This is a genomic window from Mesorhizobium sp. M0522 (genome assembly GCF_040321085.1).
Classification (GTDB): domain Bacteria; phylum Pseudomonadota; class Alphaproteobacteria; order Rhizobiales; family Rhizobiaceae; genus Mesorhizobium.
This window is the reverse complement of record NZ_JAMYQW010000011.1, coordinates 97,561-120,168: the sequence shown is the minus strand read 5'-3', so window position 1 is coordinate 120,168 and position 22,608 is coordinate 97,561. Positions and strand designations below refer to the sequence as shown.

The window sequence follows — 22,608 nt, the reverse complement described above, 5'->3', positions numbered from 1 at the left end:
GCATGCCACAGCCGGCCTGGCGTTTCCACTAAAAGATGATAAACATAGTCATGTTTTTGGCATTAAGCCAATGAGTTCCGCGCGAGCAACGGCGGCCGTGTCGGCGAGGTGGCCTAAAGGGCCTCAAAATGTCCTTCAGCTGATCACCAGGCTGGAGATGCGGTCGTCGTCCAGGGTGAACGCCATGTCGCCCTCGCCGTTGAAGCCGTTGCCTGTGACGGCAATGCGGACGTGATAGGTCTCGCCCGCCGGTTCGATACGAATGATACTAAGTTTGGACTGCACGCCGATATTGTCCGACTGGTTCAAGCGCGCAATCTGCTCGCGGCCCTTGAACGACCGGCCCCAGTCGCTCAGGAAGGCATCGGGCGTGAACGTCTCGAGGAAAGCTTTGGTGTCGCCGGCATTGGTGGCTTCGACAAAGCGGCGGATGGCATCGGGCGTGGTCATTTCCTTCCTCCAGGTGGCCTAATCCAGCCGGTGCATCAGATCGTCGTCCAGCCAGCGGGCGAAGAAATAGACCAGTTGCTTGTGCCACCACGGCCATTCATGCGCGGCATCGCCGCCCCAATAATCGACCCAGGCCGGAATCGACTTGTCACGCAGGATCTGTTCCAGCGCCTGCGTATCGGCCAGCATCCGTTCCTCCCAGGCACCCTGCCCGCAGCAGAAGATCAGCCGCAGCGCCTTCAGCCTGCCAAGCAGCCCCGGATCGACGATACCCGGCAGGTAGTCGAGCGGCGAGTTGAAGAAAATCTGTCCGTCGAGCGCGCTGCCGAAGAAATCGTGGGTCGAATAAACCCCTGACAGCGCGATGACGCCGCTGGCCAGTTCCGGAAAGCGGAAGACGAAATTCGACGAATGATAGCCGCCCATGGAGCAGCCGCAAAACAGCGGCTTCAGCGTACGCCCGCCATTGGCCTGGGCCGCGGCAGACAGGAGTTCCGGCAGCGCCTCTTCGCGCACATAGCGGAAATACGCTTCATGCCGGGCGATGCGATGGGCCGGCTCGGCATGGCGGTCGAAGAAGGATTCCGCATCGATGCCGTCCAGCGTGAACAACTGGATGCGACCCGTGTCGACGAACTCGGCGAGAGCCGAAACCGCGCCGGAATCCTCGAACTGGTAGAACCGCCCTTGCGAAGTCGGGAACACAACCACGGGTCGGCCGGCATGGCCGTAGCGCTTGTATTCCATGTCGCGGCCGAGGTTGCGGCCAAAACCCTTGTGGTACGAAACGTCCATCGCCTCACGCCTTTTCCGCATGGATGTAGTCGACCGCCCGGCGCAGCGCCTTCGGGTCGGTGGAGCGCAGCTGATAGGCGTAGTTTCCCATGGCGCGGCTGAAAACCTCCTCGATGGCGTGATGATGGACGATCATGCCGCCATGGGCGGCCAGCACGTCGGCATGGCTGTGCACATAGCTGAGATGCCGCTTGCGGCTGGCATAGGCGGTGAAATACTTGCCCCTGTAAGGGCCGCCGGCGGCGTCCTTGACCACCATGTCGGCCCAGGCGGCATAGACATCGATATCGAAGGTGTAATTGATGGCATCGGTCATCCAGGCGCCAGGCGGCCGCATGTTGACCTCCAGCGCGATGACCCGGTCGTCCCTGGTTTCGAACAGCTCGATGTGGAAGAAGCGCTCGCGCACGTCGAACGCCTTGAGGATTTTCCTGCCGGCCTCCTCGACCGCCCGGCTGATCTCGGGAAAACAGACATAGCTCATATGGCGGTCGCGGTTGACCACCTCCATGACGCTCTGGTCGTAGCGGTGGCTGGCGGCCAGCACCACCTCGCCGTCGCGGTTGACCAGCCCGTCATAGGTCACCACCAGCCCTTCGATGAATTGCTCCATGACGAAGCTGACGCCTTCCGGCTTGTCCCTGAAGAAGCTGTCGAGTTCGCCGGCGTTGGAGATTTTGAACGTGTTCGAGGCGCCGGAGCCGGAATCCGGCTTCACCACCACGGGATAGCCGACACGGCGGATGAAGGTCATGGCGCCGGCGCGGTCGGAGCATTTGCGCTGCGCAATGGTCTCGACGCCGCTCTTGCGGAAGAACGCCCGCATGCGGCTCTTGCGTTTCAAATTCTTGACGAAGTCAAGCTTGGTGCCAAAAATGTTGAAGTCGGTGCGGATATTGGCTTCCAGCTCCAGCCAATGCTCGTTGAGCGATTCGAACCGGTCGATGCGGCCCCATTTGTGGATGAAATGGCCGATCGCCCGGAACACCGGCTCGTACTCCTCCATGTCGTCGATGCGGTAATATTCCGAAAGGGCTGCCTTCAATTTGCCGTCCAGCGCATCGAACGGCGCGTCGCCAATGCCGAGCACGGTGGCGCCGGCCTTCTTCAGCCGGTCGCAGAAATCGGCGCCATTGGCCGGAAAATGCGGCGAGAAGAACACGAAGTTCATGGACGATCCCTCCCGGCGGCGAGCCATCGTACCCCCGCCGACAATCGACTCTGGCGCATTTGCCGGGCTCGGGGAAGAGCAACTGGATCAGGTGAGCGGCTGGGTCCGCGAAAGGTGACGCCAAAACCGTGAAATAAAAAACCCGCCTCGACGGCGGGTCCTCGGCGCCAATCAGCACCATACCCAAATTAGTAGCATAGCTGCCGGCACAAAGCAAGAACAAAGTTGCTGTAATCAGGAAAAAATCGCTTCATGTCGGCGCCGGGCCTTCATTGCAGCTTGGGTTCCTCGCCCCACAAAAATGGGGAAAGGTGGCTCGGCGAAGCCGAGACGGAGAGGGGATTGCGCCCTACGAAGCCCCCCTCTCCGGCCGCAGAGCCTGTCCTCGGGCTCGCCGAAGGCAAGACCCTGGGCGGCCACCTCTCCCCCGTTTCGCGACGGCGAGGAACCCAGGTCTTGAGGTTGGATCGGCAGCTTCTGCGACAGCGAGGCTCCCACTTGCCTCGCTTTGCCCGCTCCTGTATGAAATCCGCCATGAGCCCGCGCGCCACCTCTTTTGCGTCCCGTCCGACCGGCATTGCCGGCCAGACCGTTCGCGCGCTCGCCTCCACCCTGCTGCTTCTCGGCCTTATCGGCGATCGCCGGGTTCGCTGAAGGAGCGCCCGGCGGTCGAATTGCCGCTCACGCGCACGCTCCTTGGCCAGTCACAAATTGGCACGTCACATCAAGCGAACGAAATTCTGGTAAAGGCGCCGCTCGCCACCAATCCGCCTGAAGCTGGATCCGCGAGCCGCCGGGAGAAAAGACGATGAACGCACGAGAAGATATCCGTCTGAATGTAGAGGAAACCGCCAGGCCCGCGAGGGGCATGCCGGATGCTGCCCGCAAGTACCAGCCCTATCCGACCGTCGGTCTTGCCGATCGCACCTGGCCTTCGAAAGTGATCGACAAGGCGCCGATCTGGTGCTCGGTCGACCTGCGCGACGGCAACCAGGCGCTGATCGATCCGATGGGCCAGGAACGCAAGGCGCGCATGTTCGCCCTGCTGCTCGACATGGGCTTCAAGGAGATCGAGATCGGCTTCCCGTCGGCCTCGCAGACCGACTTCGATTTCGCCCGCTGGTGCATCGAACAAGGCAACGTGCCCGCCGACGTCTCGCTGCAGGTGCTGGTGCAGTGCCGGCCCGAACTGATCACCCGCACTTTCGAGGCGCTGAAGGGCGCCACCAACCCGATCGTCCATTTCTATAACTCGACCAGCGAATTGCAGCGCCGCGTCGTCTTCGAGAAGGACGTCGCCGGCATCAAGCGCATCGCCACCGATGCGGCCAAGATGATCACCGACATGGCGGCCAAGGCCGGCGGCGGCTACCGTTTCGAATATTCGCCGGAGAGCTTTACCGGCACCGAGCTCGAAGTGGCGCTGGAGATCTGCAACGCGGTCACCGAGATCGTCAGGCCGACGGCGGAAAACAAGCTGATCATCAACCTGCCCTCTACGGTCGAGATGTCGACGCCCAACATCTATGCCGACCGCATCGAATGGATGTGCCGCAATCTCGACAACCGCGAGAACCTGTTGATCTCGCTGCATCCGCACAATGATCGCGGCACCGGCATCGCCACCACCGAACTCGGCCTGATGGCGGGCGCCGACCGCGTCGAAGGCACGCTGTTCGGCAATGGCGAGCGCACCGGCAATGTCGACATCGTCACGCTGGCGCTCAACATGTACACGCAAGGCGTCGATCCCGGGCTCGACTGCTCCGACATCAACCGCATGAAGGACGTCTACGAATACTCCAACCAGCTGAAGATCCCGGAGCGCCACCCTTATGTCGGCGAGCTCGTCTACACCGCCTTTTCCGGCTCGCACCAGGACGCCATCAACAAGGGCATGAAGGCGCTGCGCAAGGCCAACACGCCGCATTGGGAGGTGCCCTATCTGCCGATCGACCCGGCCGATGTCGGCCGCAGCTACGAAGCCATCATCCGCATCAACTCGCAGTCCGGTAAGGGCGGCATCGCCTATGTGCTGCATGCGGATTACGGCCTCAACCTGCCGCGCAACCTGCAGATCGAGTTCAGCCAGGCTATCCAGGCGATCACCGACGCCGAAGGCAAGGAGGTGCCGGTCAAGCGCATCTACGAGCGCTTTCTCGACACCTATGTCGACCAGCCCGGCGCGCGGCTGAAGTTCCTCGACCACCACACCTATCCCGACACCGAGGTCAAGGGCCGGCGCGTGGTCGAAGCGGTGATCCTCGACAAAGGCAAGGAGGTGACCATATCAGGCACCGGCACCGGCCCGATCGACGGCTTCGTCGATGCGCTGTCGCGCCATGTCGGGGTGCCGATGTCGGTGCTGGATTATTCCGAGCATTCCATGCAGCGCGGCTCGAATGCCTCGGCCATTTCCTATGTCGAGATGGAACATCCGGGCGGCAAGCTGTTCGGCGCCGGTATCAACACCAACATCGTCGCCGCCTCGCTAGAAGCCGTGGTTTCGGCCGCCAACCGCATCGTCGGCCGAAAGGGCGGCTAGCCGAGACCGCCAGGCCCGCGCATCAGCCCACCGGAAATTTTATCCGGTGGGTACGCTATCGCACCATAAGCACATGCTTGTAAGGCGCCGCCAGCGCGATATGATCGTACCTCAACCTGTGCCGAATTCGAAGGGATCGACACTTGCAGCATACCACGCCTGCCGCCCCCGCAGTGCGCGAAACGTTGGAGCGATTGCTTGCCAGCGAAACGTTCGGACGATCCGAGCGCGCGCGCAAGCTGCTCCGCTACCTGGTCGAGCGCGAGCAGGCAGGCGAAGCCGACAGGCTCAAGGGCTTCTCCATCGCGATGGACGTGTTCGGCAAGGACGGCGATTTCGACCCGTCGACCGATGCGGTGGTGCGGGTGCAGGCCGGCAGGCTGCGCGAGCTTCTGCAGCAGTATTTCGCCAATGAGGGCGTTGCCGAACCGGTCCGCATCGCCATTCCGCGCGGCGGCTATGTTCCGTCCTACGAACTCAACGCCATTCGCTTGCCGGCGGAGGTGGAGCCCAAGGCAGAAAACAAGCCGGAGCTGGCAACAGAGGAAGCGGCGACGACCGCCCCGCCCGGATCGCTGGAGGACGCCCGCAACCGGGCACATCCGGCTGCATTGCTGAGCGTTCCAGCCGTCGCCCCTGCTGCTCCTTCGCTGCAACGCCATTTGCAGTTCTTCTGGCTGGCGATCGCGCTGGTCATCCTCATGCTGGGTGTGCTGATCCTTCGCCAGGGCAGCGTGGTATTGCTGACCGGCGGCGACACGGCGGTCGAGACCGCGGTGGCGACCGGCAGCATTGCAGCGCCTCCCGTTGAAAACCTCCCCCAGGTCTACATCGCCATCAAGGCCGACAGCGACCTGGCTCGCCGTGTCGCCGCATCGCTGCGCGCCGGCCTCAGCGGCTTCGATACCATCAATTTCATCGGCCGTGATGCCGACAGCCCGCCCGATCCAGTAACCGACGCCGCTAGCTTCGTATTCGATGTCCTGCCCGGGCCGCGTAGCGGCGACATCATGCTCGAGCTGCAAAGCGTGGCGACCGGCCGCGTGCTGCTCTCACGCAACCTGACCGCCGGCGACAGCGCCAACACCGCCATCGAGGACCAGATCTCCGGCATTTTGAGCTCGGCTCTTCCCGCCTCGGGCACGATCTACAACTACATCGAGCAGAGCGGCATCCAGACCGGGCTGACGGCGTGTCTGGTGCTCAACGGCAAATATTATCTCGACCAGAACGCCCAGACGCACGAAGCCGCCTACCGCTGCCTCGAAGATCTTGCCAACCGGGAGGCGAAGTCGTCGCTCGTCTATTCGGAACTCGCGTCCTTGCATCTCGAAGCGGTCACCGACCACTATCCCTACCCCGCCGACGCGACGATCGACAAAGCGATGACGTTTGCCCATCGCGCCATCCAGATGGGCCCGACCAGCCCCTACGCGCACCGCGCCCTTGGTTATCTCAATTCGCGCATGGGCGATTCCGCGGAATCGATCCGCTGGATGCGCAAGGCCTATGAGCTCAATCCCTACGATCTCGCAATGGCCGCCGCCTATGGCTACGGGCTGGTTTTCGCCGGCAGGTACAGCGAGGGCACCCCGATCATCGCTCACGCGGTGGACATCGCCAGCGCCCATCCGACATGGTGGGATTACGGGTTGTTCGCCGGAGAGTTCATGATGGGCGACATGAACAAGGCCACGCTCGCCAGCGACGGCTTGCGAACGACGGAAATGAAATCGCATTATCTGGCGGCGCGGCTGATCGGCGCCAAGGCTGCCGGCCGCGAGAAGCTGGCGAGCAGGCTGCTGCAGGAACTGACCGCCAAATTCCCGAAATTCGCAGCCGATCCGCGCGCAACCTTCGTCGAACGAAGATATCCCGCCGATCTGACCAACCGGCTGGTGGAAGCCCTGCGCGCCGCCGGCCTTGGCGGCGCCAGCTGACGTCTCCCGGCGCGTGCACGACGTCAGGTGATCGCGAAGATTTTACTGGCCATCCGGACGGCCAAAGCGCAATTCAGACACAATTTGAACCGGCCAATCTGATCCCACATAGGTCTGATCCCGCATAGGTCTGATCCCGCATAAGACTGATCTCCGCATAAGTCTGACCTCCCGCAAAGACTGATCCGCATAAGACCGCCCCCCGGCATCCTGACTGACCCCGGCACCAAGCCATAAAGTTTGCATGACCCCATCCCTTTACGCTGCCGAACGGGGCACCGGCCCGACAACGATCGCCTTCCTGCATGGTTTCGGTGGCTGCCACCACGACTGGCGCGACGTGGCCGCGTCCCTGGCACTCGGCGCGCGGACGTTGGCCTATGATCTGCCGGGGCATGGGCTGTCGCTCGATTTTCCGGGCGGCGGTCCGGCCAGGATCGCAGCCAGTGCCGTCCTTGCCGATCTTTCCGCTCGCGGCATAAAGCGGGCTCATCTCGTCGGTCATTCGATGGGCGGCGCCGTGGCCGCCCTGATGGCATTGAGCGAGCCGGAAAAGATGGCCTCGCTGACGCTGCTGTCGCCGGGCGGTTTTGGTCCTGAGATCAATGGTCCGCTGCTGCGTCGCTACGCCGCCGCTGCCGGCACGGATGAAATCCGCGCCTGTCTTGCCGCCATGTCGGGACCGCAAAGCCGGCCCTTGCAGCATAGGGTCGATCTCGTCAACGAGATGCGCCGGCGTCCCGGCCAGTCGCGGACACTTGTCGAGTTCGCAGCCGCCATGACCAGGGATGATCGGCAAGGCGTCATTCAGCGCGAACGGCTGGAAACGCTGAACATGCCGGTCATGGTGGTTTGGGGAACCGACGACGCGGTGCTGCCGGTCAGCCAAGCGGACGGCGTGCCGAAGCATTTTCATCTGCACCACGTGCTGGAAGCCGGCCATATGCTGGTCGAGGAAGCGCCCGGCCTGGTCGTCGAGGCCGTCCGTCGCAATATGCGACGCCGCAGCAGGCGGCTTCGTCGGGGATTCGCCGCTGCGGCGAGCTGATCGGTCTTCGCGCAGGCACGGCGGCGGCGCTGGTGCTGCTCCAGCGAACCCTTGCCCACCCATCGATCTCGCAAGTGCAATTTGCCGGCGGCTGTGTTAATTCGGTGTTAACCAAACCCCGCGAGGCAACGCCGATGAAGGACGCAGGCGAGAACATCACCCAGATCGATCAGTCGCGAAAACTGTCCGATGCCATTCGCGACGTCAAGAACGCCTTCGCCGACCGCGACGACGTCGTCGTCGAGATGCGCGAAGCGCATCGCATGCGGCTCGATCTGCTTGCCGCCGAACTCGCGCCGGTTTTCGGCGACGTACCCACCGATATGGACAGTTTCGACTTCGCCGTCTCGTCCGGCCTGCAGCCACGGCTGTGGATCGACGCGATCAGCCATGTCGCCATGGGACGCGACCGCCGCACCTATCGCTTTCTCAAGGACACGCGCATCGGCCGCGTCGTGCTCGCCGAGTCGACCGAGATGAAGGTCGTTGCCGATCAGGTGACGCGCTATGTCGCCGAGCGCGTCGTCGAACGCCAGAGGATGATGGAAGGCGGCATCGAGCAGGCCGTCGCCGGCCTGAAACGCGCCCTGGTGGCGGAGGCTGAGCCGCCGCTGCATGTCCCTGGGCGCAGCAACGGCTGGTCGGCGTTCTTCTCGGGCCTCGGCCTGATCGCCGCAGGCGCCCTGGTCGGCCTGGCGATTTCGCTCGTGTTGTTCTGGGACCGCATCGTTGCAATGAAAATCAGCTTCTAGTGCGGTTCACCGTTTCACGGAAACGCTGAACCGCACTATCTCTTTGTTTTGACGCAATTCCGGACGGAAAACCGTTTCACACTTTTCCTGGAATTGCTCTAGCCATCGACGCCTCGGCCCCCACGCCAAGCTCCATTGTCTGCAGGTCGCTGGGCGGCAATGCCGGCCCGGTCAGGCCGCGGCGCGTCAGCCTGATCCGCCAATTGTCCTTTTCACCGTCGATGTCGAGCAGATTGTATTGCGCCGGCGCATGCGGACTGCCGGGCGCCTGCCCGGCAGCGGCGACCCCGACCACCGGGATTTTGATCTTGCGGGCGCCGATGAAGAAGAGCGACGGCACATGCGAATGGCCGTGCAGCACAAGCTCGGCGCCGTGCCGGTGAAGAACCTTGTGGAAGCGGGAGATGCCGAACAGCCGCTTGTTCTGCGAAACGGCGCCGCGCACCGGCGGGTGGTGGATCATGATCACCCGGAACAGGCCGCGCTTGCCTGTGGCGTCGAGCATGTCGCGCAGCCGTTCCGCCTGGCCCTCCAGAAAGAAGCCGTTGGCCATGAATGGAGCCGTGGCGCGCGCCGTCGTGACGCCGACCAGCGCAACATTGCCGCGTACGCGCAAATAGGGAAAGGTGTTGCGGTCGACCGGCGTATTGACGCCGTCGCCGGTCATCCACGCCGCCCACGACCGGCAGGTCTTGTCGAAGGCGCCCGGTACATAGGCGTCATGGTTGCCCGGCACGACCGACACGTCATTGGGCGAGCCCAGCGTCTCCAGCCAGTGCTTGGTCATCTCGATCTCACCGTCGAGCGCCAGATTGACCAGATCACCGGTGATGGCGAGATGGTCCGGCCCGCTGGCCTTCATGTCGGCGACGATCGTGTCGATGACGGCATCGTGCATGTAGCGGCGGCGGTTGCGCTGCCAGTTGACGTAACCGACCACGCGCTTGGAGGCGAGATCGCGATAGGTTACATCGGGAAGCGGCCCCAGATGGACATCGGAAATATGCGCGAGCCTGAACATCTTTTCTTCATAGGCGAGCCGCGCGCGGCTTTCCACTCACGGTTTCGCGGACGATGACGCCGGATCCGGAGCAAGCCCTGCGCCAGATCGGCTGGCCGGGCTTCAGGGCAAGGCTGTTTCACCTGTATTTCGTACTGCGGCGGCCGATGACGCTCGGCGTGCGCGGCTTGATCCACGACCGCCGCTCCAATTCCGTCTTCCTCATCCGCCACACCTATGTCCCGGGCTGGCACCTGCCCGGCGGTGGCGTCGAGTTGGGCGAGACGATGATCGAAGCGCTGACTCGCGAAGTCTTCGAGGAAGGCAACATCGCGCTGACCGGACCGCCGGTGCTGAAATCCCTGCATTTCAACCGCCGCGCCAGCCGCCGCGACCATGTCGGCCTCTATCTGGTCGAAGAGTTCGACCAGCCAAGCCCTAAGCTGCCCGACCGCGAGATCGCCGAAGCCGGCTTCTTCCCGCTCGACCGCTTGCCGGAAGGCACGACACCGGCGACGCTGCGGCGGATTGCCGAAGTTTTTGAGGGGAATTCGGCATCGCCTTACTGGTAGATCATCTCTTCAACAGCTTTGGCTGCGTCGGTATAGACCGGCAGCATCCATTGTTCTCAGAGAGATAAATGCTGAGCGATGAGGAGAAAAAATGCCACACAGCCAAAACGATAGATTTAGAATCGGGCTCTATGTATCACTGTACACGGGAATTTATGTGATAACATTTTCTGTGGTAGCCTTAATTTCTACAATAGTTCTTGCGATAGATCCATATATGTTAGCAAAAATTGGAAGATTTATCCAATTCTCAATACAATTAGTTGCGGCATTCGTGACATATTTCGTTTTTATAAAGCGACATGCTCAGCTTTTTACTCGCACTGAATTCTGGAAAATGGTCGGCTTCTCAACCCTGATAGAAATGATTTTGGGAATGGCTGTGCTTCTGCCGTCGGGATTGTTACGCGCAATCCCGCCCCAGACGTCGGTCCTGGCCGTCATGATCGGCGGCATCGTTGCGTTCCTTGCAACGTCGCTCGGCTACTCCAATCGATTTGGAAATACCATATTGAAAGCTGAACTCGTTAGAAGGGCAAAGATGGACTCCGAAACCTTCCGCTAGGTCGCCGGTCTCACGCAGCCTTCCTGAAGCGCGCGCGGTCGTGCGGCGCGGAATAGTCGAGCTCTGGCCCGACCGGCACGATGCGCGTCGGGTTGATCGTCTCGTGGCTGCCGTAATAATGCGACTTGATGTGGTGCAAATTCACCGTGCCGGCGACGCCTGGCACCTGGTAGAGGTCGCGCAGGTAATTCGACACGTTCGGATAGTCGGCGATGCGGCGCAGATTGCACTTGAAATGGCCGACATAGACCGGGTCGAAGCGGACCAGTGTCGTGAACAGCCGCCAGTCCGCCTCGGTGATGCGGCCGCCGATGAGATAGCGCTGCCTTGACAGACGGTCCTCCAGCATGTCGAGCGCCGAGAACAATTCGCCGAACGCCTCCTCGTAGGCCGCCTGCGTGGTGGCGAAGCCGGCACGGTAAACGCCGTTGTTGACCGCGGGATAGACCAGCGCGTTGACCGCATCGATCTCGCCGCGCAGCGGTTGCGGATAGAAATCGAGCCTGGCATCGCCCCATTCGTCGAAGGCCGAATTGAGCATGCGGATGATCTCGGCGGATTCGTTGGAAACGATGGTCTGCTCGCGTTTGTCCCACAGCACGGGAACGGTGACCCGGCCCGAATAGCCGGGATCGGCCCTGGTGTAGATCTGGTGCAGGAAATCGAGGCCGCAGAGCGTGTCGCCGGTGGCGCCGTCCTCGGCCAGGAACGTCCAGCCGTCGGCGCCCATGAAATGATGGACGACCGAGACGGAAATCACGTCCTCGAGTTTTTTGAGCACGCGAAAGATCAACGTCCGATGCGCCCACGGGCAGGCGAGCGAGACATAGAGGTGGTAGCGGCCGGGCTCGGCCTTGAAGCCGCGTTTTCGCCCTTCGGCTGGCGCGCCGTCGCGGGTCACCCAGTCGCGCCACTGCGACTGCGCGCGCACGAATTTGCCGCCGCTCTCCCCGCTATCGTACCGGCGGTCCTGCCATTGGCCTTCGACTAGCAATCCCATGCAATATCCTTTCGCGTTCCTACCCGATGTAGGGCACCAAGCGGCGCCGCGGAAATCCCCGATGCTGAACAGATCGTCAACGGCTGCGTCGTCGAGTGCGGTCGGGGTGCGCGGGCCGATTGCGGCGGCTGAAAATTGGTGCTAGCGGACATCCGCATGTTCGACTTTGCCGTGATCCGGTTCGACCGACGACGAAAGAGCGCCCGCGCTTGATGAAGCGCTGACTGGCGAATGCTGCCGCTTGCAGCAAACCTTTCCTCGCATACCGGAACGCAAAGACCATGAGCCTTGTCGACTTGAAATACCTGGCCGACGTGAAATACCTGCCGGAAACTCCGGCGCATGATCCTGAAATCGAAGCCATCAACGACGAGGCCTTCGGGCCGGGCCGTTTCGTGCTTGCCGCCTACAAGATCCGCCAAGGTGGCCCGCACGAACGCGCTTTGTCCTTCGTGGCCGTCGATGGCGCAATCGTCGTCGCCTCGGTCCGGATGACGCGCATCGCCGCCGGTGCCGGCCGCGCGCTGATGCTCGGGCCGCTCGCTGTGCGGCCGGCCTTCAAAAATCTCGGCATCGGCCGCAAGCTGGTGGCAATCGCGCTGGAAGCCGCCGCCAAGGCCGGCGCGCCGGCCGTGACGCTGGTCGGCGACGAACCCTATTACGGCCCGCTCGGCTTCAAAAGGCTCCCGCGCGGGCAGATCTCGATGCCGCGTCCGGTCGACCCCGACCGGCTTTTGGCGCACGAGATCGTGCCGGGCGCGGTGGCGAGGCTGGCGGGCGAGGTTTGCCACGCCGACCAGGCAAGGATTGCCGCGCACATCGCCGCGATGGCGTGACCATGCCGGTGCTGTCGCACGGTGGCTTGGCGGCATAGTCTGGGCACGGAGGAGGACGTCGAGATGAACCCGAACGGCCAGATTGTGATCGTCACCGGTGGCGGCTCCGGCCTTGGCGAGGCGACGGCGCGCGCACTTGCCGCCGGCGGCGCCAGGGTTGCCGTCCTCGATCTCGGTATCGAGCGTGCGGCCAAGGTGGCGGCTGACATCGGCGGCATCGCCGTCCGATGCGATGTGAGCGACGCCGAGAGCGGTGCCGCCGCAGTCGCGGAAGCGGCAGAGACGCTCGGCGCACCGCGCATCCTGGTCAATTGCGCCGGCATCGTTATCGGCATGAAGACGATCGGCAAGGACGGACCGCATCCGCTCGATCAATACCGCAAGGTGATCGAGGTCAATCTGGTCGGCACCTTCAACATGATTCGCCTGGTTGCCGACCGGATCGCCAGGCTCGAGCCGCTGCAGGGCGGCGAGCGCGGCGTCATCGTCAACACCGCGTCGGTCGCAGCCTATGACGGCCAGATCGGCCAGGCCGCCTATTCCGCCTCCAAGGCCGGCGTCGTCGGCATGACGCTGCCGGTGGCGCGCGATCTCGCCCGCTCCGGCATTCGCGTCTGCACCATCGCGCCCGGCATCTTCAGGACGCCGATGATGGCCGGCATGCCGCAGGAGGTGCAGGATTCGCTCGGCGCCGCTGTGCCCTTCCCTTCCCGTTTGGGCGAGCCTTCGGAATACGCGGCACTTGCCTTGCACATCATCGAGAACCAGATGCTCAACGGCGAGACCATTCGCCTCGACGGCGCCATCCGCATGGCGCCGAAATAAATGCGACGGTGATGCCTTGGACGAACCCAGGAAAGACGTGATCCGCGCGACCGATACCGAGGCGATCAGGCTGGCAAAGACGCTGATCCGCAGCGCCCGTTTCGGCGCGTTGGCAGTGCTCGAACCGGGAACCGGTTCGCCGCTGGCCAGCCGGGTCGGCGTCGCCACAGACATCGACGGCACGCCGTTGATCCTGGTATCGATGCTGTCCGCCCATACCGGCGCCATCCTTGCCGACCCGCGCTGCTCGTTGCTCGTCGGCGAACCCGGCAAGGGCGATCCGCTGGCGCATCCGCGATTGACGCTCGTCTGCCGCGCCCTGCGGCTCGAACGCGGCTCGAACGAGCACGCCCGCGCCGAGCGGCGCTACCTCAACCGCAATCCCAAGGCAAAACTCTATGCCGGGCTCGGCGACTTCTCGATCTTCCGGCTCGAACCGGAGCGCGCCAGCCTGAACGGCGGCTTCGGCAAGGCCTATCTGCTCGACCGCACCGATCTGGTCGCGACGGGAGCGATCGTCGAAGAGCTTGCCGCCGGCGAGCAATCGGCGCTCGACCACATGAACGCCGACCATCTCGATGCGATTGCCCTCTACGCAAGTCATTTCGGCGGGGCCGAGAGTGACGGCTGGATCGTCACCGGGTTCGACGCCGACGGGATGGATCTCGTATCGGGCGACAATGTCTGTCGGGTTTTCTTCCCCGAGCCGCTGAGAGCGGCGCGCGACCTCAGGCCTGTCCTGATTGACATGGCAAAGGCTGCCCGATCGGCAAATTAATCACAGCCGCACAGTTAATCGGCTTGCATGGAAAGCAAGCCTTGAGATTTGAGCGAAATGTTCTACCTTTGCGAGTGACGCTGAATCGCTGGCGTGCATCTATAGGGAAAGTCTATGGAATCCGACGCTATTGCCCCCATAGCGGCGGATGAGCAAGAAGGCATGGGGGATCTATGGTCTCGAACAAGCTAGTCGCCAACGCCGGAACCGCGGCTGCGTTTCTGACGCTGATGGGCAACGAAAAACGTTTGTTGATCATGAGCTATCTGGCCGAGGGCGAAATGTCGGTCGGCGCCATAGCCGAGAAGGTGTCGCTCAGCCAGTCCGCCCTGTCGCAGCATCTGGCCAAGCTCAGGGCTTCCGACCTTGTCGAGACCCGCCGCGACCGGCAAATGATCTATTATTCCTGCAAATCCGAGGCGGTGCGCGAATTGCTGCATATGCTGGACGGCATTTTTGGCGAAGGTGAACTGTCGCAGATGGCTCACCGGCTGCGTCGCGCCGGGACCTGAGCGGCCGGGCGGAGAACGCCCCGCCAAATCCGCTTTGCTGCCAAGTCCGCCTTGCTGCCAAGTCTGCCTTGCTGCCAAGTCAGCCTTGCTATTGAACGCGCTCGTCGGCGGCCTGCGCAATCTCATCCTTGAACTCGACTTTCGTGCCCGGCTGCACCATGGAGGCAAGGTCTCCGGCATCCCAATTGGTCAACCGGATGCAGCCATGCGAAAAGGTCGTGCCGATCTTGCCCGGTTCGGGCGCGCCGTGGATGCCGTAGCTTTCGATGGAGAGATCGATCCAGACCGATCCCACGGGATTGTTCGGCCCGGCAGCGATGGTGAAGGGCCGCTTGGTCTTGACCCCCTTGAAAGCGAAGTCCGGATCGTAGTGATAGGTAGGGTTGTGCACCACGCGCCTGACCTCCGCCATGCCGCTTGGCGCCGGCTTCTCGTCGCTCCCAATCGAGGCGGGGTAGACCGCCAGCCATTTGCCGGCACGGTCGAGCACACGCACCAGGCGGGCGCCCTTGTCGACCTCGACGGCGGCAACGCCGGCGGGAGGGTCGCCTCTGCCGACATCAGGCACCACCAACGTCCTGCCTGGTTTCCTGAGGCTGGTGCCCGGATTGAGCATTCGCAGCAATTGTTCGCTGACGTGGAAGCGCTCAGCCAACCTCTCCACCGCATTGCGGTAGCCGAGCCGCCGCAAGCGGGCCATCCTCTCCAAGCGGGCGGGAATACGCCGGGTGAACGGTCCACGCACATCCTTGCGCATCACCTCATAGGTCACCAGCACCGGCTTGGCGGAGGTTGCGATGAGGTTGCTCCAGGTCTGTGGATCGAGCTTGCCATCGGGCGGAAGTCCGTTTGCCGCCTGAAACGCGGCGACGGCTTTGGCGAAGTTCTGGGAAAGGCGGCCGTCGATGAGGCCCGGCGAGAAGCGGGCGCGATCCAGAAGGATCTGCGCCTTCAGCAGCATCGGATCGACGCCCTTCGGTTCGCCGATGGTGAATTGGGCCTGATTGACGGTGGCTGGATCGAGCTTGGCCGCGCGAGCCACGCCGCATGCGAGGGCAAGCGTGGCGGCAAAGACGAGGAGGAGCCTGATCATCGATGTCCTCCCAGGACCGCAGCAGGAGCCCGCCTCTATGACGCGGCATGGCCCTGTGTGGTTCCTTCGCCCATCGAAATTCTGCATTGAAGCGGCTTGGCCGAAGAGCCGCGCCGCGGAAATCAAATATCGCCGTGCCGCCAGGAGGGCCAGGCAGGGCGTCTCCGCCCGGCGCCTAGTGATTGGATTTGACCGTTAGAACGGCGTGCATCCATTTGGACGCTGAGATACGGTCAGAGCTTCGGATCCGGCATCGTGCCTTCCGAATCCGAATCCCGATTCGCGGCCGACGCCAGGGTCCGCCGAGGAAGCCATGAATCCGATCCGCATAGACGACCCGCAGGATCCTCGCGTCGCCGCCTATCTCGACATCCGGGAACGCGATCTTGCCGGCCGGCAGGGCCGTTTCGTCGCCGAAGGCAAGGTGGTGCTCGACACGCTGCTTGCCGCCCGTCGGTTCGAGGCAGAATCGGTGCTGGTGCTCGAGAACCGGCTGGCCGGCCTCGATGACGTCCTGCGCAAGGCGCCTGCCGGGCTTCCGATCTATGTCGCATCCGGCGAAATCATCGACAGGATTGCCGGATTCCACATGCATCGCGGCATATTGGCGATCGGCCGCAAAGGTGCGGCCATCTCCGCTGAGGTCTTGCTCGGCACACTGCCCGCCCGCGCGCTGATCGTGGTGCTGGTCGGCATCGCCAATCATGACAATATGGGCTCGATCTTCCGCAATGCCGCCGCCTTCGGCGCGGATGCCGTGCTTCTCGATCCGACCTGCTGCGATCCGCTGTACCGCAAGGCAATCCGCGTCTCGGTGGGCGCGGCCTTGAAAGTCCCCTTCGCCTGCTTTGCCGATACCGCCGGCTGCACCGCCATGCTCGACCGGCAAGGCTTCAGCCAATTCGCCTTGTCGCCGCGCGGGCAGATCGACATTCGCGATGCCAAGAGAAACGAGCGGCTGGCGCTCTATCTCGGCACCGAGGGCGAAGGCCTGCCGGAAAGCCTGCTTGCCCGCCTGCAGACGCTGCGGATCGGTATGGCGCAAGGTTTCGACAGCCTGAACGTCGCCGCCGCGTCAGCCATCGCGCTGCATTATTTTTCCGGAATTTGAGAGTTGGGCATTTTGCGGCCAAGTGGCGGCATCTCAGTCGGTCGAAGCGGCCTTCTGCAGCGCCCGCACCCGATCGGCAAGGCTGCGTCCGCCTCTCCCCGGCCGCGGATCCTCAGGCGCTGCAAGCGCCCGGGCGATCGGTGAATCCGGCCCGTCGAGCTTTGCCGTCAAGGCCACGACTTGCGCCGCCAGATCGTTCATCTCTTCGCGCAATGCGGCGCTGGCGCTGCCGGTATCGTCTCCGGTCCGCGATTTCGACGTTTCGACGGCAGCAAGGTCTGTCTTCAGCCGTCTGTTTTCGCGTGCCAGCGATGTCAGCCTGGCCTCCAGCCGCTCGCGGTCGGCGTCGAGCTTGGCGGTTGTCTGTTCGACGTCGCCGTTGACGGCCACATTGACCTGACTGCCTGGCACGCCGGCAAGACCCACCGCAGGCGCCCTTTCAGCGCCTTTCGGCTTTTCGCGAAGGCGCACCAGTTCCTTCTCGCGGCGCTCCAGCCTGTCCTCGCGATCGGCCAGCGAGGCGAGCAGGCGTTCGACCTTCTTTTCCAGGTCGCCGGTTCTTTTCTTCTCGGCCTTCAGCGCGTCCCGCAAAACCTTGCTTTCGGCTGCCAATTCCTGGCTGCGCCTGTCCGCCTCCTTGCGCTGGCCGCGCAGCAGCGAAATGTCGCTCGCCAGCTTCTGCAGCTCGGATTCGCGCGCCACCAGCTCGATCTGCCTGCTGCTGGATGAAAAACTGGCGTCGTCATACATGTGCTCCAGTTTCCGCAGTTCGAGCCCGCGCTTTTCGAGGGCGCGCTCGGTCTCCGCAAGCCGTTCCGACAGCTGCTGCAGCTGCTCATCGCGCTTGCGAAGCTCCTCGCCCCTGGCTGTAAGATCGGCGACGACCCGGTTCTTGTCCTGTCGCTCGGCCGCCAATTCCTTCAGGGCTTCGCGGTCGCGGCCGATCTCGACCAGCTGTTCGGCGGCCTTCTCGCGCAATGATTTGGCGGTCATTTCAAGCCGGCGCACCGAAACGGCGAACTCGGCGCGAATGCGATCCTTGTCCGCCTGGATCTCGGCCAGCGTCAACGGCATCGAGCCCTCGACGCGCTTGCGCGTCAGCGCCACCGCCCGCCGCCACACGGCCGGAGCAATCATCAGCGCCAGAAAGCCCGCGCAGAGAAAGCCGAGGACAAAGAACAGGATCGACTGGACCAAGATGACTATCCGTTGTGCATGGCAACCGCCAAAGGTCGACTTTGCCATCTTCGCATGACGGAAATCCGGCGCCACGGCAAGAGTATGCCGCGGCAAAGCTCAGACCGTGGGATCACAGCTCCAATCGCAGTGGCGCCATCATGCAGGTCAGAACGGATTCCAGGTCGCGCGTTGGGTGAGCTTGAGGTAGCCGAGATTGACGCCGAGACGGGCGCCGACGCCGGTACGGATCGGCACGAGCAGCACATTGTTGTTCTTCAGCACGTTGAAACCGACGCCGGCGACGACATAGGCGGAGCCGGCGACGCCGCCAAAACGATTATAGAGGCTGCTCACATCGTCGAGATTGTAGACCAGCATCATGACGCGCGAGCCCTCGCCGCCGAAATCCCAGCCGAGCGACGGGCCTTGCCAGAACACTTTGTGGTCGCCGGCATTCTTGGTGTAGAGCGTGCCTTCGCCATAGGTCAGGCCACCGATCAGCGCCCCGGACCCCTCTTCGCCGAGCAGATAGCCGTTCGGCAGGCCATAGGTGGCGAAAATCTTCTCGACGACGGTGGCGAGCCCGCCCGATGTCGCGCCGAAGAATTTATGACCGGAATCGACGATCTCCTGCGCGGTGTATTCCTGCGCCCGCGCGGCCGATGCCGAAAAGGCGACAAGGCCGATGAGCGCGATCGTCATTGAGATGACACGGAAAAAAGTCCGGTCGTAGAATCGGGAAACCATGCTTCCAATCTCCGTCAGGGAGCACTTTCGCCGACGCCTCGCACCCGTACGGCTCTTTGGCGGCCGTTAAGGATGACTGTTAGGGGCAAACTATGCCGTAATCCTTTTTCAACCATTAAACTCCCACATGAAGATGGCGGTTCGAAGGCTGTTTTCACATCGCCCGCGCAGCACCCTGCTGCGTGAACACGCCATTTTCGACAATCATGATTTCGGATTTGTTGCTGCACGCACAAGCGCTGTGTATTCAGAATGCTTGGGAGAGAGCGTGATTCGTGTGGACAGGCGTGATCATGATCGCCCGGTCATTGTGTTGTGAAATTTGCAGGGATTTTTGCCGATGGCCGAGCTTTTCACCCTTTCCGCACCCGATCTGGCAGCGCTGCTGTGCAGCCGGGTCTGCCACGACATCATTTCGCCGGTCGGCGCCATAAACAACGGGCTTGAGCTGCTCGACGAAGGCGGCGCCGACGAAGACGCCATGAAGCTGATCCGCCAAAGCGCCAAAAACGCCTCCGCCCGCCTGCAATTCGCCCGCATCGCCTTCGGCGCCGCCGGTTCCGCCGGCATGCTGATCGACACCGGGGACGCCGAGGCCGTGGCCATCGCCTTCCTGAAGAACGAGAAGCCGGAACTGATCTGGAACGGAACCCGCGCACTGTTGCCCAAGAACAAGGTCAAGCTGCTGCTCAATCTCATCCTCGTCGCTAACGCCGCCATTCCGCGCGGCGGCAGGCTGGTGGTCACGCTGGAGAACCTCGAGACCGAGCCGCGCTTTGCGCTCGCGGCGAGCGGCCCGATGCTCCGCGTGCCGCCCAAATTCCTGGAATTGCATTCCGGCCACAGGCCGGAAGAGCCGATCGACGCGCATTCGGTGCAGCCCTATTACACGCTGCTCCTGGCCCGCGAAGCCAACATGACGATTTCGATCCATGCGACCGCCGACGAGATCGTCCTTTCTGCAGTCTGAAGTTCTGCTAAGAGCCGGAAAAGTATTTTCTCCAAATCATATTTGCGGCGTCGTCTTAACATCTGTGAGACCGGCTTGCAGATTAATTGCGTGAAGCATTGCGAAAGAAGATTTCGCTTAAAACACCTTCAGGAAAATTTTACCTAACGGCTTTTCGGCTTCTTTACCAGATCGGCCTATGTTCCCCGGCAGATGCCACGACGCTGTCGGTTTGCCGCATGGCAAAGAGGGTCCGGGAATGAAACGCTGCATGTTCGTCGACAATTCGAGCGTCATCAGGAAGGTTGCAAGGCGTATCCTGGGCGGTTCCGGCATGATGGTGATCGAAGCCGCCAGCGGCCATGAGGCGATCGAGATGTGCGCGGTCGACATGCCTGATATCATCGTCGTCGACGGCGCCTTGCCGGACATGCAGGCGCAGGACCTCATCCGCCGCGTGCGCGCCATGGAAAGCCCGGTAGCGCCGCAGGTTTTGATTTCGCTGGTCGAGGTCGACGTCGGGGCGATCATGCGGGCAAAGCGCGCCGGCGCCCAGGGCTACCTGCTGAAGCCGTTCAACCGGCCGCAACTGCTCGAGTGCTTCCGCGCCTTGAAGATTGCCGCCTGATCAGAGCCTGTTCAATCTCGATGAAATCGGGATGAGCTCTATCTTATTGTTTTACTGCGTTGTTTTCCGAAAAACGGCGCCCACTTTGGGATCATGCCCTCAGTTCAGGCGCTGACCCGGATATCTTCAGGCTCACGCAGCACATAGCCGCGGCCCCAGACGGTCTCGATGTAATTCTGCCCGCCAGACGCGGCGTCGAGCTTCTTGCGCAGCTTGCAGATGAAGACGTCGATGATCTTCAGCTCCGGCTCATCCATGCCGCCATAGAGATGGTTGAGGAACATTTCCTTGGTCAGCGTGGTGCCCTTGCGCAGCGAGAGCAGTTCCAGCATCTGATATTCCTTGCCGGTCAGATGGACGCGCTGGCCACCGACTTCAACGGTCTTGGCGTCGAGATTGACCACCAGGTCGCCGGTGGTGATGACCGACTGGGCATGGCCCTTGGAACGCCGCACGATGGCATGGATGCGGGCGACCAGTTCGTCCTTGTGGAAGGGCTTGGTCATGTAATCGTCGGCGCCGAAGCCGAGGCCGCGCACCTTGTCCTCGATGCCGGCCATGCCGGAGAGGATGAGGATCGGCGTCTTCACCTTGGAAAGGCGGAGTGTTCTCAACACTTCGTAGCCCGACATGTCGGGGAGATTGAGGTCGAGGAGAATGATGTCGTAATCATAAAGCTTGCCTAGATCGACACCCTCTTCACCAAGGTCGGTCGTATAGACATTGAAACTTTCTGATTTCAGCATCAGCTCGATGCTTTGTGCGGTTGCACTGTCGTCTTCTATCAGCAGAACGCGCATTTCATTCCCCTTTTCTGCTGCCGGACCATTTCACGACCCGTCCAGGACCGGAGCAGTGATTGCCCTGAGCAGAGGCTGCCATCGAATGGTTAATAAAACCTAATTCCCCGTCCGTGACGGTATCAGATTTTTTAACCCCTTTCTACACCTTGTTGAATCCAATAACGAATCACAGACCCAAACCGTTAATGCGGCACATTAATAAGCCAGACTAAGTGACTCTTCGGACTCGTTGGCCAGGTTTCGCGACGAGAAGCAGAATTTTTACCCGCCCTTAAGTCCTGAGCCGTATGATTAACAATGCCCGTAAACGAATGGTTACCGCCGGCAAAAAACTTTAGGAGTTTGTTTCCCATAGTTCGGGGAAAGCCGGTGGAAACGGGTCAAGCCTGGGCCTTGCCGGGTGAATTGGACGATATGTGCAGGTGTGCGTTTCCGGGAGTACCGAATCATGAAGTCACGTGAAAACCTCGTTCGGCTGAAGCAATTTCAGGTGAGCGAGAAGCGGCGGCAACTGCTGCAGCTCGACATGATGATCGCCGAATTCGAGCGCATGGCCGTCGAGCTGGAACTTCAGATCGCCGCCGAAGAGAAGAAGGCCGGCATCACCGACATCAATCATTTTGCTTATCCGACCTTCGCCAAGGCGGCACGCCTGCGCCGCGACAACCTTAGAAATTCGCAAAGCGACCTCGCCCAGCAGCGAAATGTCGCCGAATCATTGTTGAGCGAAGCCGAAGCGGAGCTTTCCAAGGCCGAGATGCTGGAATCGCGCGACACCAAGGCGCGCGACACGGAAGCCGGCGGCCGCAGCGCCATGATCGGCTGAAAACAAGACTTTAACGCGCGTCGCGCTTGCGCGCTATTGCTGCGCACCGAACTGTGCCCGCCTCAGGCATCCAGATCTTCTTGCTGTTCCGCCGCCCGTGCGCGCGCATTTTTGATGTCGGGCACATGCTGCTCCGACCAGGCTCTGATCTGATTGAGCAGTCCTGCCAGGTTCTGGCCAAGTTCGGTCAGCTCGTATTCGACCCGCGGCGGAATGACCGGGAAGATTTCGCGCCGCACAAGGCCGTCGCGTTCGAGGATACGCAGCGTCTGCGCCAGCATTTTCGGCGTGATGCCTTCGAGCTTGCGCGCCAATTCGCCGTTGCGGAGCCGGCCGCGGCGCAGCGCACAGATCACCAGGTAGACCCATTTGCTGGCGAGCGTCTCGAGCACGGCGTGTGACGGGCACGACCGCCGAAAGGCGTCATAGCCGAAAGGGGAAACATCTTCACTATCCATGAGGTGCGTATATATCAAAAAGGTA

The 22,608-nt window shown here is 62.2% G+C and carries 24 protein-coding genes; 14 read left to right on the top strand and 10 right to left on the bottom strand.

Going from position 1 to position 22,608, the window contains the following annotated elements; translation table 11 throughout:
* Positions 1 to 135: 135 nt before the first annotated feature.
* From NKI58_RS15060 to NKI58_RS15050, 3 genes are read right to left on the bottom strand one after another with little or no spacing between them, the layout of a single operon-like run.
* Positions 136 to 450, bottom strand: a complete 315-nt coding sequence (locus NKI58_RS15060; protein WP_352788011.1) for a nuclear transport factor 2 family protein — start codon at positions 448 to 450, stop codon at positions 136 to 138.
* Positions 451 to 468: 18 nt separating this feature from the next.
* Entirely contained in the window at positions 469 to 1,245 is a 777-nt protein-coding gene (locus tag NKI58_RS15055; protein WP_352638263.1) for an esterase family protein, read from the bottom strand.
* A gap of 4 nt (positions 1,246 to 1,249) precedes the next feature.
* On the bottom strand, positions 1,250 to 2,416 hold the full coding sequence (locus NKI58_RS15050; RefSeq protein WP_352788006.1) for an ATP-grasp domain-containing protein: 1,167 nt from the start codon (positions 2,414 to 2,416) through the stop codon (positions 1,250 to 1,252).
* Positions 2,417 to 3,224: 808 nt separating this feature from the next.
* Between NKI58_RS15050 and leuA the strand changes: the two genes are divergently transcribed.
* From leuA to NKI58_RS15030, 4 genes are all read left to right on the top strand, one after another.
* The gene (gene leuA, locus NKI58_RS15045) at positions 3,225 to 4,961 is read left to right on the top strand and encodes a 2-isopropylmalate synthase (protein WP_352788003.1); all 1,737 of its coding nucleotides are present in this window, start codon (positions 3,225 to 3,227) and stop codon (positions 4,959 to 4,961) included.
* 143 nt (positions 4,962 to 5,104) lie between these two features.
* Positions 5,105 to 6,901: a tetratricopeptide repeat protein gene (locus NKI58_RS15040; RefSeq protein WP_352586723.1), complete on the top strand. Its 1,797-nt coding sequence runs from the start codon at positions 5,105 to 5,107 to the stop codon at positions 6,899 to 6,901.
* A gap of 244 nt (positions 6,902 to 7,145) precedes the next feature.
* Positions 7,146 to 7,949, top strand: coding sequence for an alpha/beta fold hydrolase (locus NKI58_RS15035; RefSeq protein WP_352787999.1), 804 nt, complete (start codon positions 7,146 to 7,148; stop codon positions 7,947 to 7,949).
* A 134-nt stretch (positions 7,950 to 8,083) separates the two neighbouring features.
* Complete coding sequence (locus tag NKI58_RS15030; RefSeq protein ID WP_352620484.1) at positions 8,084 to 8,701, top strand: hypothetical protein; 618 nt, start codon at positions 8,084 to 8,086, stop codon at positions 8,699 to 8,701.
* Positions 8,702 to 8,777: 76 nt separating this feature from the next.
* On the opposite strand, the gene NKI58_RS15025 is transcribed toward NKI58_RS15030, so the two are convergent.
* Entirely contained in the window at positions 8,778 to 9,722 is a 945-nt protein-coding gene (locus tag NKI58_RS15025) for a metallophosphoesterase family protein (protein ID WP_352568307.1), read from the bottom strand.
* 53 nt (positions 9,723 to 9,775) lie between these two features.
* Here NKI58_RS15025 and NKI58_RS15020 point away from each other — a divergent pair, with 53 nt between their 5' ends.
* The gene (locus NKI58_RS15020; RefSeq protein ID WP_352787996.1) at positions 9,776 to 10,273 is read left to right on the top strand and encodes an NUDIX domain-containing protein; all 498 of its coding nucleotides are present in this window, start codon (positions 9,776 to 9,778) and stop codon (positions 10,271 to 10,273) included.
* A gap of 91 nt (positions 10,274 to 10,364) precedes the next feature.
* A complete protein-coding gene (locus NKI58_RS15015) occupies positions 10,365 to 10,838 on the top strand; it encodes a hypothetical protein (RefSeq protein ID WP_352787993.1) in 474 nt (157 codons plus the stop codon).
* A gap of 10 nt (positions 10,839 to 10,848) precedes the next feature.
* Here NKI58_RS15015 and NKI58_RS15010 read toward each other — a convergent pair whose 3' ends face one another.
* Entirely contained in the window at positions 10,849 to 11,838 is a 990-nt protein-coding gene (locus NKI58_RS15010; protein ID WP_352787990.1) for a glutathione S-transferase family protein, read from the bottom strand.
* A 281-nt stretch (positions 11,839 to 12,119) separates the two neighbouring features.
* Here NKI58_RS15010 and NKI58_RS15005 point away from each other — a divergent pair, with 281 nt between their 5' ends.
* From NKI58_RS15005 to NKI58_RS14990, 4 genes are all read left to right on the top strand, one after another.
* Positions 12,120 to 12,674 carry a GNAT family N-acetyltransferase gene (locus NKI58_RS15005; RefSeq protein WP_352787987.1) on the top strand — a complete coding sequence of 185 codons (555 nt, stop codon included), beginning with the start codon at positions 12,120 to 12,122 and terminating at the stop codon, positions 12,672 to 12,674.
* Positions 12,675 to 12,737: 63 nt separating this feature from the next.
* Positions 12,738 to 13,499, top strand: coding sequence for an SDR family NAD(P)-dependent oxidoreductase (locus NKI58_RS15000; RefSeq protein WP_352645107.1), 762 nt, complete (start codon positions 12,738 to 12,740; stop codon positions 13,497 to 13,499).
* 16 nt (positions 13,500 to 13,515) lie between these two features.
* A complete protein-coding gene (locus NKI58_RS14995) occupies positions 13,516 to 14,277 on the top strand; it encodes a HugZ family pyridoxamine 5'-phosphate oxidase (protein ID WP_352645109.1) in 762 nt (253 codons plus the stop codon).
* Positions 14,278 to 14,450: 173 nt separating this feature from the next.
* Positions 14,451 to 14,789: an ArsR/SmtB family transcription factor gene (locus NKI58_RS14990; RefSeq protein ID WP_292663671.1), complete on the top strand. Its 339-nt coding sequence runs from the start codon at positions 14,451 to 14,453 to the stop codon at positions 14,787 to 14,789.
* An 88-nt stretch (positions 14,790 to 14,877) separates the two neighbouring features.
* Here the strand turns inward: NKI58_RS14990 and NKI58_RS14985 are convergent, their stop codons facing one another.
* Positions 14,878 to 15,882: a L,D-transpeptidase gene (locus NKI58_RS14985; RefSeq protein WP_352575712.1), complete on the bottom strand. Its 1,005-nt coding sequence runs from the start codon at positions 15,880 to 15,882 to the stop codon at positions 14,878 to 14,880.
* Positions 15,883 to 16,195: 313 nt separating this feature from the next.
* On the opposite strand from NKI58_RS14985, the gene NKI58_RS14980 reads away from it, so the two are divergent.
* A complete protein-coding gene (locus NKI58_RS14980) occupies positions 16,196 to 16,993 on the top strand; it encodes a TrmH family RNA methyltransferase (protein WP_352575710.1) in 798 nt (265 codons plus the stop codon).
* Between the two features lie 33 nt (positions 16,994 to 17,026).
* Here the strand turns inward: NKI58_RS14980 and NKI58_RS14975 are convergent, their stop codons facing one another.
* Positions 17,027 to 18,190: a coiled-coil domain-containing protein gene (locus NKI58_RS14975; RefSeq protein ID WP_352853435.1), complete on the bottom strand. Its 1,164-nt coding sequence runs from the start codon at positions 18,188 to 18,190 to the stop codon at positions 17,027 to 17,029.
* A 147-nt stretch (positions 18,191 to 18,337) separates the two neighbouring features.
* Entirely contained in the window at positions 18,338 to 18,919 is a 582-nt protein-coding gene (locus NKI58_RS14970; RefSeq protein WP_023679557.1) for a DUF1134 domain-containing protein, read from the bottom strand.
* 340 nt (positions 18,920 to 19,259) lie between these two features.
* On the opposite strand from NKI58_RS14970, the gene chpT reads away from it, so the two are divergent.
* Together chpT and NKI58_RS14960 are read left to right on the top strand one after the other, a co-directional pair.
* A complete protein-coding gene (gene chpT / locus NKI58_RS14965) occupies positions 19,260 to 19,889 on the top strand; it encodes a histidine phosphotransferase ChpT (RefSeq protein ID WP_023679558.1) in 630 nt (209 codons plus the stop codon).
* 238 nt (positions 19,890 to 20,127) lie between these two features.
* Complete coding sequence (locus NKI58_RS14960; RefSeq protein ID WP_352586705.1) at positions 20,128 to 20,496, top strand: response regulator; 369 nt, start codon at positions 20,128 to 20,130, stop codon at positions 20,494 to 20,496.
* Positions 20,497 to 20,600: 104 nt separating this feature from the next.
* On the opposite strand, the gene ctrA is transcribed toward NKI58_RS14960, so the two are convergent.
* Positions 20,601 to 21,296 (bottom strand): response regulator transcription factor CtrA, encoded by a 696-nt coding sequence (gene ctrA, locus NKI58_RS14955; RefSeq protein ID WP_006203583.1) that lies wholly within the window; start codon positions 21,294 to 21,296, stop codon positions 20,601 to 20,603.
* Between the two features lie 451 nt (positions 21,297 to 21,747).
* On the opposite strand from ctrA, the gene NKI58_RS14950 reads away from it, so the two are divergent.
* Entirely contained in the window at positions 21,748 to 22,125 is a 378-nt protein-coding gene (locus NKI58_RS14950) for a flagellar export protein FliJ (RefSeq protein WP_023719275.1), read from the top strand.
* Between the two features lie 62 nt (positions 22,126 to 22,187).
* On the opposite strand, the gene NKI58_RS14945 is transcribed toward NKI58_RS14950, so the two are convergent.
* On the bottom strand, positions 22,188 to 22,583 hold the full coding sequence (locus tag NKI58_RS14945; RefSeq protein WP_352568054.1) for a winged helix-turn-helix transcriptional regulator: 396 nt from the start codon (positions 22,581 to 22,583) through the stop codon (positions 22,188 to 22,190).
* Between the last annotated feature and the right edge of the window lie 25 nt (positions 22,584 to 22,608).

Excerpts from the sequence above, each read along its gene's own strand:
- NKI58_RS15005 (WP_352787987.1), top strand. The coding sequence starts at position 12,120 with ATGAGCCTTGTCGACTTGAAATACCTGGCCGACGTGAAATACCTGCCG.
- ctrA (WP_006203583.1), bottom strand. The coding sequence starts at position 21,296 with ATGCGCGTTCTGCTGATAGAAGACGACAGTGCAACCGCACAAAGCATC.
- NKI58_RS15055 (WP_352638263.1), bottom strand. The coding sequence starts at position 1,245 with ATGGACGTTTCGTACCACAAGGGTTTTGGCCGCAACCTCGGCCGCGAC.
- NKI58_RS15025 (WP_352568307.1), bottom strand. The coding sequence starts at position 9,722 with ATGTTCAGGCTCGCGCATATTTCCGATGTCCATCTGGGGCCGCTTCCC.
- leuA (WP_352788003.1), top strand. The coding sequence starts at position 3,225 with ATGAACGCACGAGAAGATATCCGTCTGAATGTAGAGGAAACCGCCAGG.
- NKI58_RS15060 (WP_352788011.1), bottom strand. The coding sequence starts at position 450 with ATGACCACGCCCGATGCCATCCGCCGCTTTGTCGAAGCCACCAATGCC.
- NKI58_RS14945 (WP_352568054.1), bottom strand. The coding sequence starts at position 22,583 with ATGGATAGTGAAGATGTTTCCCCTTTCGGCTATGACGCCTTTCGGCGG.
- NKI58_RS15010 (WP_352787990.1), bottom strand. The coding sequence starts at position 11,838 with ATGGGATTGCTAGTCGAAGGCCAATGGCAGGACCGCCGGTACGATAGC.
- NKI58_RS14950 (WP_023719275.1), top strand. The coding sequence starts at position 21,748 with ATGAAGTCACGTGAAAACCTCGTTCGGCTGAAGCAATTTCAGGTGAGC.
- NKI58_RS14970 (WP_023679557.1), bottom strand. The coding sequence starts at position 18,919 with ATGGTTTCCCGATTCTACGACCGGACTTTTTTCCGTGTCATCTCAATG.
- chpT (WP_023679558.1), top strand. The coding sequence starts at position 19,260 with ATGGCCGAGCTTTTCACCCTTTCCGCACCCGATCTGGCAGCGCTGCTG.
- NKI58_RS15000 (WP_352645107.1), top strand. The coding sequence starts at position 12,738 with ATGAACCCGAACGGCCAGATTGTGATCGTCACCGGTGGCGGCTCCGGC.
- NKI58_RS15030 (WP_352620484.1), top strand. The coding sequence starts at position 8,084 with ATGAAGGACGCAGGCGAGAACATCACCCAGATCGATCAGTCGCGAAAA.
- NKI58_RS15050 (WP_352788006.1), bottom strand. The coding sequence starts at position 2,416 with ATGAACTTCGTGTTCTTCTCGCCGCATTTTCCGGCCAATGGCGCCGAT.
- NKI58_RS14985 (WP_352575712.1), bottom strand. The coding sequence starts at position 15,882 with ATGATCAGGCTCCTCCTCGTCTTTGCCGCCACGCTTGCCCTCGCATGC.
- NKI58_RS14990 (WP_292663671.1), top strand. The coding sequence starts at position 14,451 with ATGGTCTCGAACAAGCTAGTCGCCAACGCCGGAACCGCGGCTGCGTTT.
- NKI58_RS15015 (WP_352787993.1), top strand. The coding sequence starts at position 10,365 with ATGCCACACAGCCAAAACGATAGATTTAGAATCGGGCTCTATGTATCA.
- NKI58_RS15020 (WP_352787996.1), top strand. The coding sequence starts at position 9,776 with ATGACGCCGGATCCGGAGCAAGCCCTGCGCCAGATCGGCTGGCCGGGC.
- NKI58_RS14980 (WP_352575710.1), top strand. The coding sequence starts at position 16,196 with ATGAATCCGATCCGCATAGACGACCCGCAGGATCCTCGCGTCGCCGCC.
- NKI58_RS14960 (WP_352586705.1), top strand. The coding sequence starts at position 20,128 with ATGAAACGCTGCATGTTCGTCGACAATTCGAGCGTCATCAGGAAGGTT.
- NKI58_RS15035 (WP_352787999.1), top strand. The coding sequence starts at position 7,146 with ATGACCCCATCCCTTTACGCTGCCGAACGGGGCACCGGCCCGACAACG.